This is a genomic window from Pseudomonas sp. GM33, from assembly GCF_000282295.1.
Lineage (GTDB): Bacteria > Pseudomonadota > Gammaproteobacteria > Pseudomonadales > Pseudomonadaceae > Aquipseudomonas > Aquipseudomonas laurylsulfatiphila.
In genome coordinates this window covers 1-16,807 of record NZ_AKJO01000009.1, presented here as the reverse complement: position 1 = coordinate 16,807, position 16,807 = coordinate 1, and the positions used below count along the sequence as shown (strand labels likewise).

General features: G+C 60.0%; 12 protein-coding genes and 1 pseudogene. 11 read left to right on the top strand and 2 right to left on the bottom strand.

All coding sequences use genetic code 11. The features are described 5' to 3' along the window. Positions 1-43 precede the first annotated feature (43 nt). Genes PMI26_RS27650 through PMI26_RS27660 form a run of 3 tightly spaced genes read left to right on the top strand, consistent with a single transcriptional unit; the run spans position 44 to position 4,206 of the window. Positions 44-952, top strand: coding sequence for a peptidyl-prolyl cis-trans isomerase (locus tag PMI26_RS27650; protein ID WP_007970224.1), 909 nt, complete (start codon positions 44-46; stop codon positions 950-952). Further along, positions 952-1,950 (top strand): HupE/UreJ family protein, encoded by a 999-nt coding sequence (locus PMI26_RS27655; protein ID WP_007970222.1) that lies wholly within the window; start codon positions 952-954, stop codon positions 1,948-1,950. The genes PMI26_RS27650 and PMI26_RS27655 overlap by 1 nt, the downstream gene beginning before the upstream one ends. A gap of 39 nt (positions 1,951-1,989) precedes the next feature. After that, positions 1,990-4,206, top strand: a complete 2,217-nt coding sequence (locus PMI26_RS27660; protein WP_007970220.1) for a DUF3604 domain-containing protein — start codon at positions 1,990-1,992, stop codon at positions 4,204-4,206. A 90-nt stretch (positions 4,207-4,296) separates the two neighbouring features. On the opposite strand, the gene PMI26_RS27665 is transcribed toward PMI26_RS27660, so the two are convergent. Then, positions 4,297-6,198, bottom strand: coding sequence for a potassium transporter Kup (locus PMI26_RS27665; RefSeq protein WP_081500926.1), 1,902 nt, complete (start codon positions 6,196-6,198; stop codon positions 4,297-4,299). A gap of 182 nt (positions 6,199-6,380) precedes the next feature. Next, complete coding sequence (locus tag PMI26_RS27670) at positions 6,381-7,256, bottom strand: LysR substrate-binding domain-containing protein (protein WP_007970217.1); 876 nt, start codon at positions 7,254-7,256, stop codon at positions 6,381-6,383. Positions 7,257-7,379: 123 nt separating this feature from the next. Between PMI26_RS27670 and PMI26_RS27675 the strand changes: the two genes are divergently transcribed. From PMI26_RS27675 to PMI26_RS32205, 8 genes and pseudogenes are all read left to right on the top strand, one after another. Then, positions 7,380-7,730 carry a RidA family protein gene (locus PMI26_RS27675; protein WP_007970216.1) on the top strand — a complete coding sequence of 117 codons (351 nt, stop codon included), beginning with the start codon at positions 7,380-7,382 and terminating at the stop codon, positions 7,728-7,730. A 46-nt stretch (positions 7,731-7,776) separates the two neighbouring features. Next, entirely contained in the window at positions 7,777-9,168 is a 1,392-nt protein-coding gene (locus PMI26_RS27680) for an FAD-dependent oxidoreductase (RefSeq protein ID WP_007970215.1), read from the top strand. Positions 9,169-9,421: 253 nt separating this feature from the next. Then, on the top strand, positions 9,422-10,588 hold the full coding sequence (locus PMI26_RS27685) for a 2-aminoethylphosphonate--pyruvate transaminase (protein WP_007970214.1): 1,167 nt from the start codon (positions 9,422-9,424) through the stop codon (positions 10,586-10,588). 272 nt (positions 10,589-10,860) lie between these two features. Next, on the top strand, positions 10,861-12,201 hold the full coding sequence (locus tag PMI26_RS27690; protein ID WP_007970213.1) for an MFS transporter: 1,341 nt from the start codon (positions 10,861-10,863) through the stop codon (positions 12,199-12,201). A 39-nt stretch (positions 12,202-12,240) separates the two neighbouring features. Then, a complete protein-coding gene (phnX, locus tag PMI26_RS27695; RefSeq protein ID WP_007970212.1) occupies positions 12,241-13,068 on the top strand; it encodes a phosphonoacetaldehyde hydrolase in 828 nt (275 codons plus the stop codon). 75 nt (positions 13,069-13,143) lie between these two features. Further along, positions 13,144-14,664: an acetaldehyde dehydrogenase ExaC gene (gene exaC / locus PMI26_RS27700; RefSeq protein ID WP_007970210.1), complete on the top strand. Its 1,521-nt coding sequence runs from the start codon at positions 13,144-13,146 to the stop codon at positions 14,662-14,664. A gap of 191 nt (positions 14,665-14,855) precedes the next feature. Continuing rightward, positions 14,856-15,881 (top strand): annotated as a pseudogene (locus tag PMI26_RS32210) (HAMP domain-containing protein); the annotation flags it as partial. A gap of 144 nt (positions 15,882-16,025) precedes the next feature. After that, complete coding sequence (locus PMI26_RS32205) at positions 16,026-16,739, top strand: methyl-accepting chemotaxis protein (RefSeq protein ID WP_443200832.1); 714 nt, start codon at positions 16,026-16,028, stop codon at positions 16,737-16,739. Positions 16,740-16,807 lie beyond the last annotated feature (68 nt).

The following is a 16,807-nucleotide window of genomic DNA, read 5'->3' as shown; positions in this document are numbered from 1 at the left end:
TCTGTTTCGAAAACCATTCGAGTATAGCGTGGGGCAATAAGTCATGAACTTGAGCGTCTGCGAAGCGAAAGAATCTCGACTTTCGTTAATCAAGCGATGCCTGCGCCAGCCGTTATTGCACTTTTTAGTTGCCGGTTTTGCACTCTTCGTACTGTACGGAGGTTTGCACCGTTCAACGGTCAATCAAGATCCGCAACGCATCGAAATTACCCCTGAAGTTGTTCAACGGATCGCGATTTCCTGGCTGGCACGATGGCAACGCCCCGCCTCGGAGCAACAGTTGCAGGCCCTGATTGATGACTATGTGAAAGAGGAAATTCTCTATCGCGAAGCACTGAAACTTGGCCTGGACAAGGACGACACCATCATTCGCCGCCGACTGGCGCAAAAAATGGATTTCCTCGCCGAAGATGTCGCCTCACTTCGCGAACCGGCCCCCGGTGTACTTGAGGCCTGGTACAACCAGCATCAGGACCAATATGCCCCGCCACCCCTGGCGACCTTCCATCATGTGTTCTTCGCTTTGGACAAACGGGGCGCGAATGCGCAGGCCCAGGCTCAAGCCGCGTTGAGAGGGTTGACTGACAGGAACAGCGGTGCAGGCGATGCGTTCATGTTTGAAAGCGCCTACACAGAGCAATCACAGGATCAAGTAGCGCGAATCTTTGGTTCAAAGTTCGCCCTTTCGTTGTTCCAGCAAACACCGGGTAGTTGGGTGGGGCCTGTGGAGTCAGGTTTTGGCTGGCATCTGGTGTGGATCGATACGCTGGCCAAACCACCGGCACCGGCTTTCGAAACCGTGGCCCAGCAGGTCAAGTCCGATTGGTTGTCCGAGCAACGCAGCGAATCGAAACGCACGAATTTCGATGCACTCAAAGCACGCTACGAAGTTGTGATGACGATGCCGGCTTCCGACGCTGACGTTGCCACTATTCAGACGGAGCGGCCGTGATGAGGCGCAGGGTCTGGATAGTGTTGCTGCTCGGGCTCATGGCATTGAGCGCCATGGCCCATGAGTCGCGCCCTGCTTATCTGGAACTCAACGAAACGGCTGCCGGGCGCTATGACGTACTGTGGCGCACGCCGGTGCTGTCAGGCATGCGCTTGCCGATTGCGCTGCGGTTTGCCGAAGGTGTGCGCACTGTCGTTGACCCGGTGGAAAGCCAACTGAACGATTCACTGATCGAACGCCGGGTCATTGAAGCCGGTCCCGCCGGCCTGGTCGGGCAGCGCATCGAGTTTGTCGGCCTGCAAGCGAGCATCACCGATGTGCTGGTGCGTGTCTCGCGCCTGGACGGCAGCCTGACCACCACCCTCGTCCACCCCGCGCAACCCTGGATGGAAATCGCTGCCACGCCGGGAATGTTCTCGGTGGCCGGTGCGTTTCTGGTCCATGGCATCCAGCACATTCTGGGGGGCTTCGATCACTTGCTGTTCGTCTTCGGCCTCCTGCTGCTGGTGGGTAATGGCTGGATGCTGGTGAAGACCATCACCGCGTTCACCCTCGCCCACTCCATCACCCTGGCGCTCGCAGCATTGGGGGCGGTGCAGCTTCCCGGCCCGCCTGTGGAAGCGACGATTGCCCTGAGCATCCTGTTGCTGGCGGTGGAAATCGTCCGCAAGAACCGTGGCGACGTCAGCTTCACAATCCAATGGCCATGGGTGGTGGCGTTCTGTTTTGGCCTGTTGCACGGCTTTGGTTTTGCCGGTGCGCTGGCGCAGATCGGCTTGCCCCAGCGCGACCTGCCGCTGGCGCTGTTCACGTTCAATGTCGGCGTCGAGATCGGCCAGTTGATGTTCGTCGCCGCCGTGCTGTGCCTGCGAGCGCTGTTGCTGCGTTGTCGGCTGCCACGGTCCGCGCTCCTGTATGCCCGACCGATGGCTGCCTACGGGTTGGGAACCCTGGCGGCCTTCTGGTTTTTCGAACGAGTCTCGAGTTTCTGGGCCTGAACTTCACCCTGTCACTGCCGTATTCCGGAGACGTGGAATATGAAAACCCCTACACACTTCAGCACGCCGTCACTGCTCGGTTGCGCCGTGCTCACTGTCAGCTCGTTGGCATTGGCGGAGGGCAACCCGGACCGCGAGGTTTACTTTGGCCAGACGCACTCGCACAGTTCCTGGTCGATCGATGCCTACCTGATCGGCAACCATCAGGTCGATCCCGAGCAGGCCTACCAATACTCGCTTGGCATGCCGGTCAAGCATCCGATGGGGTTTGAAGTGCAGCTCAAAGGTCGACCGCTGGATTTTCATGGCGTGACCGATCATTCGGAATACGTCGGCGTGATCGCCCTGGCCAACGATCCGAAGTCTGATTTCAGCAAACTGCCCATCGCGCAAAAACTGATGGTCAAGACGCCGGCGGATTTCAACCGGGTGTTCAAGTGGATCGCCGGCAGCTTGAACGATCCCATCAAGGAACTGATTGATCCGAAGGTGGCCGGCAACATCTGGCAGCAGAACATCGCCATCGCCGACAAGTACTACAAGCCCGGCAAGTTCACCACCTTCGTCGCCTATGAATGGACCTCGGCACCGAACAACCAGAACATGCACCGCAACGTGTTTTTCCGCGACTCGAAGAAAGTGCCGGACCTGCCCTTCACGGCCCTCGACTCGAACAAACCCGAGGACTTGTGGAGCTGGATGGACGATCAACGCAAAAAGGGCAACGAAATACTGGCGATCTCCCACAACGCCAACCTCAGCAACGGCCTGATGTTTCCGGTGGACGTCGATGACCGTGGGCGGCCCATCGATGCCGCCTGGGCAGAAGCGCGGATGCGCAATGAATCCCTCACCGAAATCCACCAGGTCAAGGGCACTTCCGAAACCCACCCCGAACTGTCGCCAACCGACGAATTTGCCAATTATGAAATCATGAGTTTCCTGCTTGGTATCGACAACAGTACGTCGAAAATCAATGGCAGCTACATCAGGCAGGCCTGGCAAAATGGCATGGCCATGCAGGAAACCCGTGGGTACAACCCCTATAAAATGGGCGTAGTCGGTGCCAGCGATTCGCACAACGGAGTGATTCCCTATTTGCAGAGCAACAACTTCGGCTCCCACGGATTTACCGACAGCACCCCGGCCGCGCGCCTCTCTGGCAAAGACAACTCGGGCATGGTCGCCTTGCAAACCAGCACCTCCGGCCTGGCCGGCGTCTGGGCGGAAGAAAACACCCGTGAATCGATCTTCGATGCGATGAAGCGTAAAGAAGTCTACGGCACCAGCGGCGTGCGCATCCCCGTGCGCATGTTTGGTGGCTGGGGCTTCGACAGCAGTCTGTGGAACGAAAAAGACTGGGTGCATGCCGCCTACGCCAAGGGCGTTCCCATGGGCGGCGACTTGCCGGCAAAACCGGGTAAACAGGCACCGTCCTTCGTGGTTTGGGCGGTCAAGGATGCCGACGATGGCAACCTCGACCGCATCCAGATCATCAAGGGCTGGACCAAAAACGGCCAGACCTTCGAGAAGATCTACGACGTCGCCTGGGTCGGTGATCGCCAACCGGATCCGGTCACCGGCAAAGTCCCTGCGGTGGGCTCGACGGTCGATGTTTCCAAGGCGACCTACACCAATACCATCGGTGCCACCGAGCTGAAAAAAGTCTGGGTCGATCCGGACTTCGATCCGGCCCAACACGCGTTCTACTACGCCCGCGCGCTACAGATCCCGACACCGCGCTGGAGCACCTATGACGCAGCCAAGCTGCAAGTACCGCCACCGGCCGACGTCTCGCCCACCGTCCAGGAGCGCGCGTGGACCTCACCGATCTGGTACACGCCGACAGCCGAGGACAGCAAGACTGTCGCTGCCGGCAAAACCATCGATCAACTGAAAACCGAAGGCGCCAAAGCGCTCACCAACGAGCAATTGCAAACCTTCGTGGTGGGCAAAACCATCAAGGTGCGCAATACCGTCACCGGCCAGACTTTCGAAATCGTCTATGGTACCGACGGCCAACGCCTGGTCGCCAGCGTCGATGGCAAGCCGCCCGCAGAAGGGGAATACCTGAACATGCTGCATGGCGGTCAGTTCGGCTTACCGGCCAAGTATGAAATCAAGGACGGGCATCTGGTGACAACACTCGGCGGCACACCTTTCGAGGCCACGGTGTTCGAGCAGAACGGCAAGTACGTGGCGGCTCGCAGCAACGAATTCGGTTATGTGAATTATGAGGTTGAAGCGGTCAAGTAGCGCCGAGGCCGGCACCGATGTTCTGCATCCATCGGTGCCGGCAGATTGACGTGAAAGGACCGCAGCCCCAAAAGGCCATCCGATGACTCTTTACATCTCTACCTGTGTACCCAGTTCAATTACCCGATTCAGTGGCAACTTGAAGTACTTCAGATTGCTATTGGCATTTTTCAGCAAAAACGCGAACAGGCTTTCTCGCCAACGGGCCATACCGATGCGCTTGGTCGGGATCACCGTTTCCCGGCTGAGGAAATAGGTCGTTCGCATCGGACTGAAGTCCAGTTCAGTCAAATGACAGAGACTCAACGCCAAGGGCACATCAGGCTCCTCGATAAAACCAAAGTGCAGATTGACCCGGAAGAACCCTTCACCATAGGCCTCAACCTCGAACCGCCGATCAGCACTCACGCGAGGGCTGTCTTCAGACACTACTGTCAGCAATACCACTTGCTCATGCAAAACCTGGTTATGCAGCAGGTTGTGCAGCAGCGCATGAGGAACAGCATCGGTCCTGGCCGTCAGAAACACCGCCGTGCCTTGTACGCGATGGGGCGGTTGCGTACGGATACTGCTGATGAACAGCGGCAGTGGCAGCGCCGTTTCATCCAGCCGCTCGACAATAATCTTTCTGCCGCGCTTCCAGGTCGTCATCAAAATGAACAGACCAATCCCGGCGATCACCGGGAACGCACCGCCCTGGAATATCTTCGGCGCATTGGCCGCGAAATACAGACTGTCTACGAGCAAGAAGCCGAGCAGCATGGGAATGGCCAGCCAGCGCGGCGTTTTCCATAGGAGCAGGACGACTGCCGAAGACAGGATCGTGGTGATCAGCATGGTCCCCGTCACCGCGACACCATAGGCTGCGGCCAATGCACTGGACGACTCGAAACCGATGACCAGCAGGACAACACCGACCATCAATGCCCAGTTAACCGTTCCGATGTAAATCTGCCCCTGCTCCTGACTGGAGGTGTGCTGGATAAACATGCGCGGAATGTAACCCAACTGAATGGCCTGGCGAGTCAGGGAGAAAGCCCCAGAAATCACCGCTTGTGAAGCGATGATGGTGGCCAGTGTGGAAAGCGCGACCATTGGCAGCAGTGCCCAATCAGGCGCCAGCAAATAGAACGGGTTACGTACAGCCTCCGGGGCTCCCAGGATCAACGCGCCCTGGCCAAAGTAATTGAGCACCAAACCCGGCAGTACGAGCATGAACCACGCACGGGAAATCGGCTTTCGACCAAAGTGGCCCATGTCGGCATACAGCGCTTCAGCACCGGTCAATGCCAGCACGACAGCCCCCAGAATCGCCACACCCATTCCCGGATGAACCGCGAAGAAACGTACGGCCCAAACAGGGTTGAGCGCCTGCAAAACTTCCGGGCGCTGCAAAATCCCGTAGATCCCCAGCGCGCCCAACACCACGAACCACAGCACCATGACCGGACCAAACAGGATGCCGATTCGGGCCGTGCCATGTTTTTGTATCAAGAACAGCGCTACCAGTACGATCACTGATAGGGGCACAACCCAGTGCTCGATCCCGTCAAACGCCAGCTGTAGCCCTTCAACCGCAGAGAGCACCGAAATGGCGGGGGTAATCATGCTGTCCCCGTAAAAAAGTGCCGCACCAAACAGGCCGAGCAGTACCAGTACCTTACTCATGTGCGGATAAGGTGCTGCCGCGCGGCGGGCTAACGCCGTCAACGCCATGATGCCGCCTTCGCCCTGATTGTTGGCACGCAGGATGAACAACACGTATTTGATCGAGACCACCCAGATCAGCGACCAGAAGATCAACGACAGAATGCCCAGCACCCCGTCGTGATTGACCTGAACCCCGTAGTGGCCGGAAAAGACTTCTTTCAGCGTGTAGAGGGGGCTGGTGCCAATGTCCCCGTAAACCACACCAACGGCGGCGACGAGCAAGCCCGCTCCTGACGTTTTGGATTCGGAATCTGCATGCGTGCCGGTTACATTTTCACTCAAGGGTCGCTTCTCTCAAATTGCGGGGGAGAAAGTTCGCGCCATCCTTGGACAATAAAGTGCCAGCGTCATTGGAAATGCAGACGCATGGATGGTCTGAAAAATCGCGGCCAGTATCGTTGGGGGCAAAACCGCCTACCGTAAAGAAAGCGTAAAAATTAAACGGCGCGATCGAACGATAAACCTCACTCGCCCAGCCCTTCTCGAACCATGTCGAAAAAGGTCGTCAAGATACGCCGCGAGCTTTGTGCACGCAGGCACACCAATGTCTCGGTGAAATGCCGCCGGCAGTCAACGATCGGCAAGCCGCGAACCCGTGAATCCGAGCCCAGTTCGGCGGCCGAGACGACCCCGACGCCCATGCCGATCGCCACCGCCTCGCGCGCGGCTTCACGCCCCTCCACTTCGATGGCCTTGCGGATGTGCAGGCCCGCCGCTGCCATCTCCTCTTCCAGGGACAAGCGCGTGACCGAGCCCTGCTCGCGCAGGACCATGGGCGTGTCGTGCAGGTCGGCCAGGCAGATGGACTCGCGTTGTGCCCAGGGATGGTCCTGGGCGACGAACGCCAGCATGGGATCGCTACGCAAGTGCAGTGTCATCAAGCGGTCGTCTTCGATGTTGCGCCCCAGCAGGGCGATGTCGGCCTGGTGACTGAACAACCGCTGCAGGACCTCATCGGTATTGGCGGTTTCGATCTTCACATCGATACCGGGGTAACGGCTGCAGAAGCGTGAGACATAGGGCAGGACGTGCACCGGCGCATCCACGGCAAGGTTCAGGGTCCCGGTCGACAGGGTGCGGTAGTCCGTGAGCATGTCGTGGGCATCGACACTGATATCGAACAGGCGCTGGGTCAGGCCGAACAGCCGCTCGCCCACCTCCGTCAGGCGCACCAGGCGCTTGTCGCGGTAGAACACCATCACCCCGTAATAATCCTCGAGCTTGCGCACCTGGTCGGATACCGCAGGTTGCGACAGGCAGAGTTGCTCGGCCGCGCGGGTGAAGCTGCCATTCATGGCGACGGCGTGAAACGCCTTGAGTTGGGTATGGGAAATCGTCATTGGCGCACCTTGCTATAGGTTCAACTTATTCGTTCATACGATAAATCGATTTTATTTATGAACAGTGAACTGCAAGCATGATTTTCACAAGTGCCGTCCCTCGTATCCCTCCAGGAATGCCCTATGGAAATTGAACGTTTCGCTGCGACAAAACGCCGTTCGGACATGGTCCGGTACGACAACCATCTGTATATCGGTGGCCAGGTTGCCACGGACCTGCAGGGTGATATCCAGGCGCAGACCCGCGAGGTCCTGGCCGCTATCGAGCAGCTTTTGCTCAGTGCCGGCAGCCACCGCGAGCGGGTGCTTTCGGTGCGCATCCTGCTCGCCCATCGCGAAGACTATGAAGGGCTGAACCGGGTCTGGGACGAGTTTTTCCCTGAAGGCCATGCCCCAGCACGCGCTTGCACCCTGGCGCAGCTGATCGACCCCGGTTGGCGCGTGGAAATGATCGTGGTCGCCGCGTGCGGCTGATTGCGTCCTCAACCCTGCCTCGAACCGATCCAACGGAGATGACCCCATGCGCCCCTACTGGCTGGACCAGGCCCTGAAGAATCAACCCGCTGCGCCCTGCCCTGCGCTGCAACAGAACACCCGCGCCGACGTCTGCATCGTCGGCGGCGGCTATACCGGTTTATGGACCGCCATCATGCTCAAGGAACAGAATCCCGAGCTGGACGTGGTCATCGTCGAAGCCGACATCTGCGGTGCCGGTGCCAGCGGGCGCAATGGCGGCTGCGCGCTGTCATGGTCGGCCAAGTACTTCACTCTGGAGCGCTTGTTCGGCGTCAAGGAGGCGATACGCCTGGTCAAGGAATCGGAGCAAAGCATCTACGCCATCGGCACCTTCTGCGAAAAGTACGCGGTGGATGCCGATTACCGTCTCGACGGCACGCTCTACACGGCGACCAACCGCGCCCAGGTCGGCTCGACCGACGGGGTGATCGCGGCGCTGGAGCGCCATGGCATCAACTCTTTCGCCAAATGTGCGCTACCTGACGTGCAACGCATGGCCGGCTCGGCCCGGCACATCGAGGGCTGGTTCTCGCCGGCAGCTGCCAGTGTGCAACCGGGCAAGCTGGTCCGTGGGCTACGCCGGGTGGCACTGGAACTGGGCGTGCGCATTTACGAGGGCACGCCGATGACCGGCCTGGAAGAAGGCATGCCCGCCAGCGTCAATACGCCGAACGGCAAAGTGACCTGCGACCGGGTCGTGCTGGCGATGAACGCCTGGATGGCCCGCGCCTTTCCACAGTTCTCGCGGTCGGTGGCCATTGTCTCCAGCGACATGATCATCACCGAGCCGCGACCGGACTTGCTCGAGCGGATCGGCCTGACCAGCGGAGTCACCGTGCTCGACTCGCGGATTTTCGTGCACTACTACCACAACACCCCGGACGGCCGGATCATGCTCGGCAAAGGGGGCAACACCTTTGCCTACGGCGGTCGCATCCTGCCCGTGTTCGATCAGCCATCGCCCTACGCAGGGCTGTTGCGCAACACGCTGACAGAGTTCTTTCCGGATTTTGCCGATGTCGGTATCGCCGCCACCTGGAACGGCCCTTCCGATCGCTCGGTCACCGGGCTGCCTTTCTTCGGCCGCATGGGCGCGAGCGGCAACGTCTTCTACGGTTTCGGCTATTCCGGCAGCGGCGTGGGTCCGTGCCATATGGGTGGGCAGATCCTGTCGTCGCTGGTGCTCGGGGTGGACAACCCCTGGACGCGCTCGCCGCTGGTGCAAGGTCCGCTTGGGCATTTTCCGCCGGAGCCGGTCCGCTACCTGGGTTCATTGATGGTGCGTAACGCCATTCGCCGCAAGGAGCATGCTGAAGACCACAACCGACCTCCCCGTCGACTTGACGTGCGCCTGGCGAAATTCGCCGCGGCCGCAGGCAAGGCGGACAAGGGATAAGCGCCCCGCCCCGAAGCGAAATTTCACGCTAACGAACAGAAAACCCCGCCCGGTCATGCACCGCGCGGGGTCTTTCTGCTGCCTTTGAATGCCTGCTGCTGATGAACCCTCCAGGCTCAGGCCACGTGCCACCTCAGTTATAAGCTCAGCTTGTTTGTGACATGTGATAAATCGATTTCAGTTATTTGATGCCAGATGTTTTTATCAACCCATGCATCACTCCCCCACAAAAACAACACCGCCGGAGAAGATCATGACCAAAGCCGAATTCCCGACCACCCAGCCACTGGCAACCCCAGCCCTGGGTGAACCCTACCTGCTGACCCCGGGCCCGCTGACCACTTCCAAAGCCACCAAGGAAGCCATGCTGCGCGACTGGGGATCATGGGACGGTGCCTTCAATCAGGTCACCGCTGAAGTTCGCCAGAAACTGCTGGGCATGGCCGGCGTAGAGGATGACAGCTTCGCCTGCGTGCCACTGCAAGGCAGCGGCAGCTACTCGGTCGAGGCCGCGTTGGCCACCGCCATCCCCCGTGACGGCAAAGCCCTGGTGCTGATGAACGGCGCCTACGGCCAGCGTGCCACCAAGACCCTGGAATACCTCGGTCGCGCGTTCATTACCCTGGACAAGGGCGATTACCTGCCGCCCCAGCCCGAAGAAGTGGACGCCCTGCTCAAGGCCAACCCTGACGTCACCAACGTCTTCGTGGTTCATTGCGAAACCAGCTCCGGCATCCTCAACCCGCTGCGTGAAATCGCCGATGTCGTGAAGGCCCACGGCAAGAGCCTGATCATCGATGCCATGAGCTCCTTCGGTGCCGTGCCGCTGACGGTGAACGAAATTGCCTTCGACGTGGTGGTGTCCTCCGCCAACAAGTGTATCGAGGGTATCCCGGGCTTCGGTTTCGTGATCATCCGCCGCTCCGTGCTGGAGGCCGCCAAAGGCCGCGCCAACTCGCTGTCCCTCGATCTCTTCGAGCAATGGGCCTACATGGAACGCACCGGCCAATGGCGCTTCACTCCGCCGACCCACAGTGTGGTGGCGTTCCACAAGGCACTGGAGCAGCACAGCGACGAAGGTGGCGTACACGGCCGGTTGGCGCGCTACACCCGCAACCGCGACGTGCTGGTTGCCGGCATGCGCGAACTGGGTTTCAAGACGCTGCTGGAAGACCGTTGGCTGTCGCCGATCATCACCACGTTCTTCAGCCCTGAACATCCCAACTTCGATTTCACGCGCTTCTACGAAGAACTCAAGGCCCGCCAGTTCATCATCTACCCCGGCAAGTTGACCGTTGCCGAGAGTTTCCGCATCGGCTGCATCGGCCAGATCGACGAATACATCGTCCACCAGTTGCTCCGCGCAATCGCGGACAGCCTGGTCGCCATGGACGTGGACATGTTCAAGCCCGCGGCCTGATCGACCCCTTTAAAGGTCTCTGCCGATTCGAGCGAAGGTGCAATGGGTAGCGCCTTTGGGCAGGGATCTTTTTTTAAACCATGGATTCGATGACGTACCGCTCGGCAGCGCCGGGCAGGAGTCAGCGATCGCGTAATTCATGAATCAAAGCCTGATGCCATTCGCATGTTCATCTGTCGATGTCGTGCGAATGGACAGACTTGTGCACCGAAAACAAAAACAAAAACCGACCAATTTGCGCTGTCTGGCACCACATACGGGATCAGTACACCATGAACAACACGACAAGCCCCCTCGCCACCGGCTGGAAATCCCTCCAGCGTTGGCGCGTGCAGATTTTCCTGATTACCTGGGTGGCGTATGCCGCCTTCTACTTCACCCGCAAAGCGTTCTCCGTGGCCAAGCTGGGTATCGGCGAAGACCCGAACTTCATGCTCGAAAAGGCCATGATGGCCAACCTCGACGCCCTCTACTTGACGGCCTACGCCGTGGGCCAGTTCCTGTGGGGCAACTTCTCCGACCGGTTCGGCCCAAGGGTGGTCGTTCTCAGCGGCCTGGTCATTTCGGCGGCGGCGGCGCTCCTGATGGGGACCTACGCCACGCTACCGATCTTCGTCTCCTGCATGCTGGTCCAGGGTCTCGCCCAATCCACCGGTTGGTCGGGCCTGTGCAAGAACGTCGGGAGTTTCTTCAGTACCAGTGAGCGTGGCCGCGTACTCGGTTACTGGAGCACCTCGTACGCCTTTGGCGGTCTGGTGGCCACGCCGTTTGCCGGCTGGTGGGCCTATCAGGCCTATCACGACTGGCGCATCGCGTTCATCAGCAGTGCCGTTGTCGTGCTGGTGGTGGCGGTGTTGTTCTATTTACTGCAACGCAACCGTCCGGAAGACGTAGGCCTGCCTGCTGTCGAAATCGAGATCGAACCGGTCAGCAACGTCGTGGTTCCCCGCGAAAGCATGTGGGCCGGCATTCGGACTGTGATGAAAAATCGCACCGTGCTGATTCTCGGCCTGGCCTATTTCATGCTCAAGCCCGCCCGCTACGCCATCCTGCTGTGGGGCCCGGTGATCATCTACGAACGCATGCCCGAGATCGGCAAGGTAGCGTCCGCCATCGTCCCCACCTCGTTTGAACTGGCAGGTCTGGTAGGCCCCATCCTCATCGGTATCGCATCGGACAAATACTTCGGCGCTCGTCGCATACCGGCCTGCGTGCTCAGCCTGGTGGTCCTCACTGTCTGCCTTGGGCTGTTCGTTCCCGCCATGCAAAGCGGCAGCCTGTACATGGTGGTCGGCCTGTTGTTCATGATGGGCCTGACGCTTTACGGGCCGGACTCGATGATCAGCGGCTCGGCGGCCATCGACTTCGGCAGCAAGGACGGGGCGGCCTCCGCCGCGGGCTTCGTCAACGGCTGTGGTTCGATCGGTGCGGTCCTTGGCGGCCTGCTGCCGGGCTACTTCGACACCATCACCGTGTTCCTGGTGTTCACCGGCGCCGCACTCCTGGCCAGCCTGATGCTGGTGCCCTTCTGGAACAGCCGGCCGAAAACACTGGAAAACCCGCTGCTGGTATCGACCCCGGTACAACCGGTCATTGTCGGCACCACGCCCTGAATTCGTACTACCCACTCACCTTTCCCTGGAGCAATCATCATGCAATATAAACAACCTTCCCAACTGCAAGCCGTGGTTCTGGACTGGGCGGGCACCGTCGTCGATTTTGGTTCCTTTGCCCCCACGCAGATTTTTGTCGAAGCCTTCGCCGAGTTTGGCGTAGCGGTCTCCCTGGCAGAAGCCCGGGGTCCGATGGGCATGGGCAAGTGGGACCACATCCGCACGTTGTGCAACGAACCGCAGATCGCCGCACGTTATCAGGCAGCCTTCGGACGCCTGCCGACGGATGACGATGTCACCGCCCTGTATGAGCGCTTCATGCCCTTGCAGATCGAGAAGATCGCCCTGCACTCGGCGCTGATTCCAGGTGCGCTGGATACGATCGATGCCTTGCGCGACAAGGGTCTGAAAATCGGTTCGTGCTCGGGTTACCCGGCCGTGGTCATGGAGAAAGTCGTCGAGCTGGCGCGCAAGAACGGCTACGTTGCCGACCACGTCGTGGCCACTGACGAAGTACCCAATGGCCGCCCGCACCCGGCCCAGGCCCTGGCCAACGTGATCGCTCTGGGCATCAGCGATGTGGCCGCCTGCGTCAAGGTCGACGACACCTGGCCAGGCATCCTGGAAGGCCGCAGTGCCGGCATGTGGACGGTCGCATTGACCTGCTCCGGCAACGCACTGGGGCTGACCTATGACCAGTTCAGGGACTTGCCTTCGGACAAGCTGGCCGAAGAGCGCGCCCGCATCACCAGGATGTTCGAAGGTTCGCGCCCGCACTACCTGATCGACACCATCGTCGATCTGCCGGCCGTCATTGAAGACATCAATGCGCGCCTGGCTCGTGGCGAAACCCCTCAGGGTTCCTGACCCTGCACGGCTTGCGCACCTGACAGTGACCGTCCTGTGGGCGGTCACACCCCAAAACAACAAGAGAACCCGATCATGAACTACGCCCACCCAGGCACTCCCGGTGCCATCGTTTCCTTCAAGTCCCGCTACGGCAACTACATCGGCGGCGAGTTCGTCGCACCGGTCAAAGGCCAGTACTTCACCACCACCTCGCCGGTGAATGGCCAACCGATTGCCGAATTCCCCCGCTCCACGGCCGAAGACATCGACAAGGCCCTGGATGCGGCCCATGCAGCTGCCGATGCCTGGGGCAAGACCTCGGTGCAGGACCGCTCCCTGGCGCTGCTGAAGATCGCCGACCGCATCGAGCAGAACCTCGAACTGCTGGCCGTCACCGAAACCTGGGACAACGGCAAGGCCGTGCGTGAAACGCTGAACGCCGACATCCCGCTGGCGGTGGACCACTTCCGCTACTACGCCGGTTGCATCCGCGCGCAGGAAGGCAGCTCCGCTGAAATCAACGAAAACACCGCGGCCTATCACTTCCATGAGCCGTTGGGCGTGGTCGGCCAGATCATCCCGTGGAACTTCCCGATCCTGATGGCCGCGTGGAAACTCGCCCCGGCCCTGGCTGCCGGTAACTGCATCGTGCTCAAGCCTGCCGAGCAGACCCCGCTGGGCATCACCGTGCTGGTCGAACTGATCGGCGACCTGCTGCCACCGGGCGTGCTGAACATCGTGCAAGGCTTCGGCAAAGAAGCTGGCGAAGCCCTGGCCACCAGCAAACGCATCGCCAAGATCGCCTTCACCGGCTCGACCCCGGTCGGCTCGCACATCATGAAATGCGCAGCGGAAAACATCATTCCGTCCACCGTGGAGCTGGGTGGCAAGTCGCCAAATATCTTCTTCGAAGACATCATGAAGGCCGAACCGTCCTTCATCGAGAAAGCCGCCGAAGGCCTGGTGCTGGCGTTCTTCAACCAGGGCGAAGTCTGCACCTGCCCGTCCCGCGCCCTGGTGCAGGAGTCGATCTACGACGAATTCATGCAGGTGGTGATGAAGAAGGTCCTGCAAATCAAACGCGGCGATCCGCTGGACACCGACACCATGGTCGGCGCCCAGGCGTCCGAGCAGCAATTCGACAAGATCCTTTCGTACCTGGAAATCGCCAAGGGCGAAGGTGCCGAGTTGCTGACCGGCGGCAAGGTGGAAAAACTCGAGGGCAACCTGGCGAGCGGGTATTACATCCAGCCGACGCTGCTCAAGGGCACCAACAAGATGCGCGTGTTCCAGGAAGAAATCTTCGGCCCGGTGGTGAGCATCACCACCTTCAAGGACGAAGCCGAAGCCCTGGCCATCGCCAACGACACCGAGTTCGGCCTCGGCGCCGGCCTCTGGACCCGCGACATCAACCGCGCCTACCGCATGGGCCGCGCCATCAAGGCCGGTCGTGTATGGACCAATTGCTACCACCTGTACCCGGCGCACGCCGCGTTCGGCGGCTACAAGAAGTCCGGCGTCGGCCGTGAAACCCACAAGATGATGCTCGACCACTATCAGCAGACCAAAAACCTGCTGGTGAGCTACGACATCAATCCGCTGGGCTTCTTCTAAAACCGAGGGCGACACTGATCCCCGTGTCGCCCTTTCTACCGCCTTCGCGAGCAAGCCCGCTCCCACAGTGATTCGGGTTGACCCAAAAATATCAATTACCCAAAACCCTGTGGGAGCGGGCTTGCTCGCGAAGGCGTCCTCATTGACCTGAGACTTTTCTGTTCCCCTTGATCGCCCCTTTGGAGCCCTCGATGAAAATCCGTTACAAGGTGAGCCTTGTGGCTGCTTGTGTGCTGTTGGTGACCACCAGTCTTCTATCGCTGGTTCAGGTAGAGCAGATCCGTAGCATTTTGCGTCACCAGGTCGAGGCGAGCATTGCCGAATCGAGCAATGCGGTGGCACGGCAGATCGAGAACTGGCTGAACGGCAAGCTTCATCTGATGGACCTGGCCTCCCAGGCGATCGATCGCCAATACAGTGTGCAAGCGACCCAACGCATCATCGACTCGCCCATTCTGAAAGACGAATTCAAGCTGGTGTTCGGCGCCCTGGAGTCAGATGGAAAGCCCATCAAGAACACGGCGGCGTGGAATCCGAAACCCGACTATGACGGTCGCACCCGTCCCTGGTACGCGACTGGAAAGACCGGCAGCCAAGCCGTCCTGACCGAACCCTACAAGGACTCCACCACGGGTGAAATCCTGATCTCGGCCGTCGCCCGGATCAGCGATGCGGGACAGTTGCTCGGGGTGTTTGGCGGTGACATCCGCCTGACCACAGTGGCCGATGCCATCAATACCCTGGATTTCGGCGGGGCCGGTTATGCGTTCCTGCTCAGTAAAAGCGGCAACATCATTTCCCACCCGGACGCCGAACTGAACGGCAAGCCCTACAGTCAGCTTTTTGCCGGGAGCGCCCTGCCCCTCGACGGACAGCTTCAAGAGGTGCGCAGCGATGGGAAGTCGCTCCTGGTGTCCTTCATCCCGCTCTCCGATCTCAAGGGCATGGATTGGTACATCGGCGTGGTCCTGGATCAGGACATCGTCATGGCCGCCGCCCATACCCTGAGTTGGCGAGCCGTGATCGGTACCGGCCTGGGTGTGCTGCTCAGCCTGTTGGTGTTGGGCCTGCTGGTCAGGCGACTGCTGCGGCCGCTGGAACAACTGAAGGACTCGCTGGCAGACATCAATCGCGGTGAAGGCGACCTGACCCGCCAACTGCCCGTGGTCGGCAATGATGAAATCGCGCTGGTCGCCGGGGAGTTCAACCAGTTCCTGCACAACCTTAAGGCGCTGATTGGCGACGTGAAAAACAGCTCGCAACAGGTCCGCGAGAGCACCACCGCGACCTCATGCGAAGCGGATCAGGCCGCCAACCGCGTCCAGGTGCAATTGCAGGAACTGGATCAACTGGCCACCGCCATGACCGAGATGGCCTCGACCGCCGAAGACGTCGCGCGCAACGCGCAAACCGCTGCCGAAGCGGCGATTGCCGCCAACGAAGAAACCGCCGACGGCGTCGCTCTGGTTTCCCGGTCTACCGGGGCCATCAAACGCTTGGCCGAGGAGATGGACGCCACCGGTCATGCGATCAATGACTTGTCCACTCTCAGTCAAAGCATTGGATCGATTGTGGCGGTCATCACCAGCATCGCTGACCAGACCAATCTGCTCGCCCTCAATGCCGCCATCGAGGCCGCCCGTGCCGGCGAATCGGGACGCGGGTTTGCGGTGGTGGCCGATGAGGTGCGCTCCCTGGCCTCGCGCACCCAGCAATCCACCCAGGAAATAAGCGAGATGATCGACCAGCTGCAGACCGGGGTAAAACATGCCCAGGCACGCATGCAGCAGAGCCGTGACACGGCCAGCAGGACGGCCGGGGATGCCAACGCCGCCAATGACACCCTCGAACGCATACGCGAGGCCATTTACCGCATCAATGACATGAACCTGCAGATTGCCGCGGCGGCTGAAGAACAAAGCGTCACGACCGAAGAAATCAACCGCAACACCACCAATATCCGCGACATCAGTCTTGAAGTCTCCGGCAGTGCGGACAAACAGGCTCGCCAATGCTCAGCCATGGTGGAACACGTCGGCCAGCAAGACAAACTACTGAGTCGCTTCCGGATTTGAATGTTGTATTTGCCCGAATGCTTGAGCTGCAAACCCGTAACAGATCACAAAAACAACTATTCCACCGA

Coding starts and splice junctions, on each gene's coding strand:
- PMI26_RS27650 (WP_007970224.1), top strand. CDS start 44: ATGAACTTGAGCGTCTGCGAAGCGAAAGAATCTCGACTTTCGTTAATC.
- PMI26_RS27655 (WP_007970222.1), top strand. CDS start 952: ATGAGGCGCAGGGTCTGGATAGTGTTGCTGCTCGGGCTCATGGCATTG.
- PMI26_RS27660 (WP_007970220.1), top strand. CDS start 1,990: ATGAAAACCCCTACACACTTCAGCACGCCGTCACTGCTCGGTTGCGCC.
- PMI26_RS27670 (WP_007970217.1), bottom strand. CDS start 7,256: ATGACGATTTCCCATACCCAACTCAAGGCGTTTCACGCCGTCGCCATG.
- PMI26_RS27675 (WP_007970216.1), top strand. CDS start 7,380: ATGGAAATTGAACGTTTCGCTGCGACAAAACGCCGTTCGGACATGGTC.
- PMI26_RS27680 (WP_007970215.1), top strand. CDS start 7,777: ATGCGCCCCTACTGGCTGGACCAGGCCCTGAAGAATCAACCCGCTGCG.
- PMI26_RS27685 (WP_007970214.1), top strand. CDS start 9,422: ATGACCAAAGCCGAATTCCCGACCACCCAGCCACTGGCAACCCCAGCC.
- PMI26_RS27690 (WP_007970213.1), top strand. CDS start 10,861: ATGAACAACACGACAAGCCCCCTCGCCACCGGCTGGAAATCCCTCCAG.
- phnX (WP_007970212.1), top strand. CDS start 12,241: ATGCAATATAAACAACCTTCCCAACTGCAAGCCGTGGTTCTGGACTGG.
- exaC (WP_007970210.1), top strand. CDS start 13,144: ATGAACTACGCCCACCCAGGCACTCCCGGTGCCATCGTTTCCTTCAAG.
- PMI26_RS32205 (WP_443200832.1), top strand. CDS start 16,026: ATGACCGAGATGGCCTCGACCGCCGAAGACGTCGCGCGCAACGCGCAA.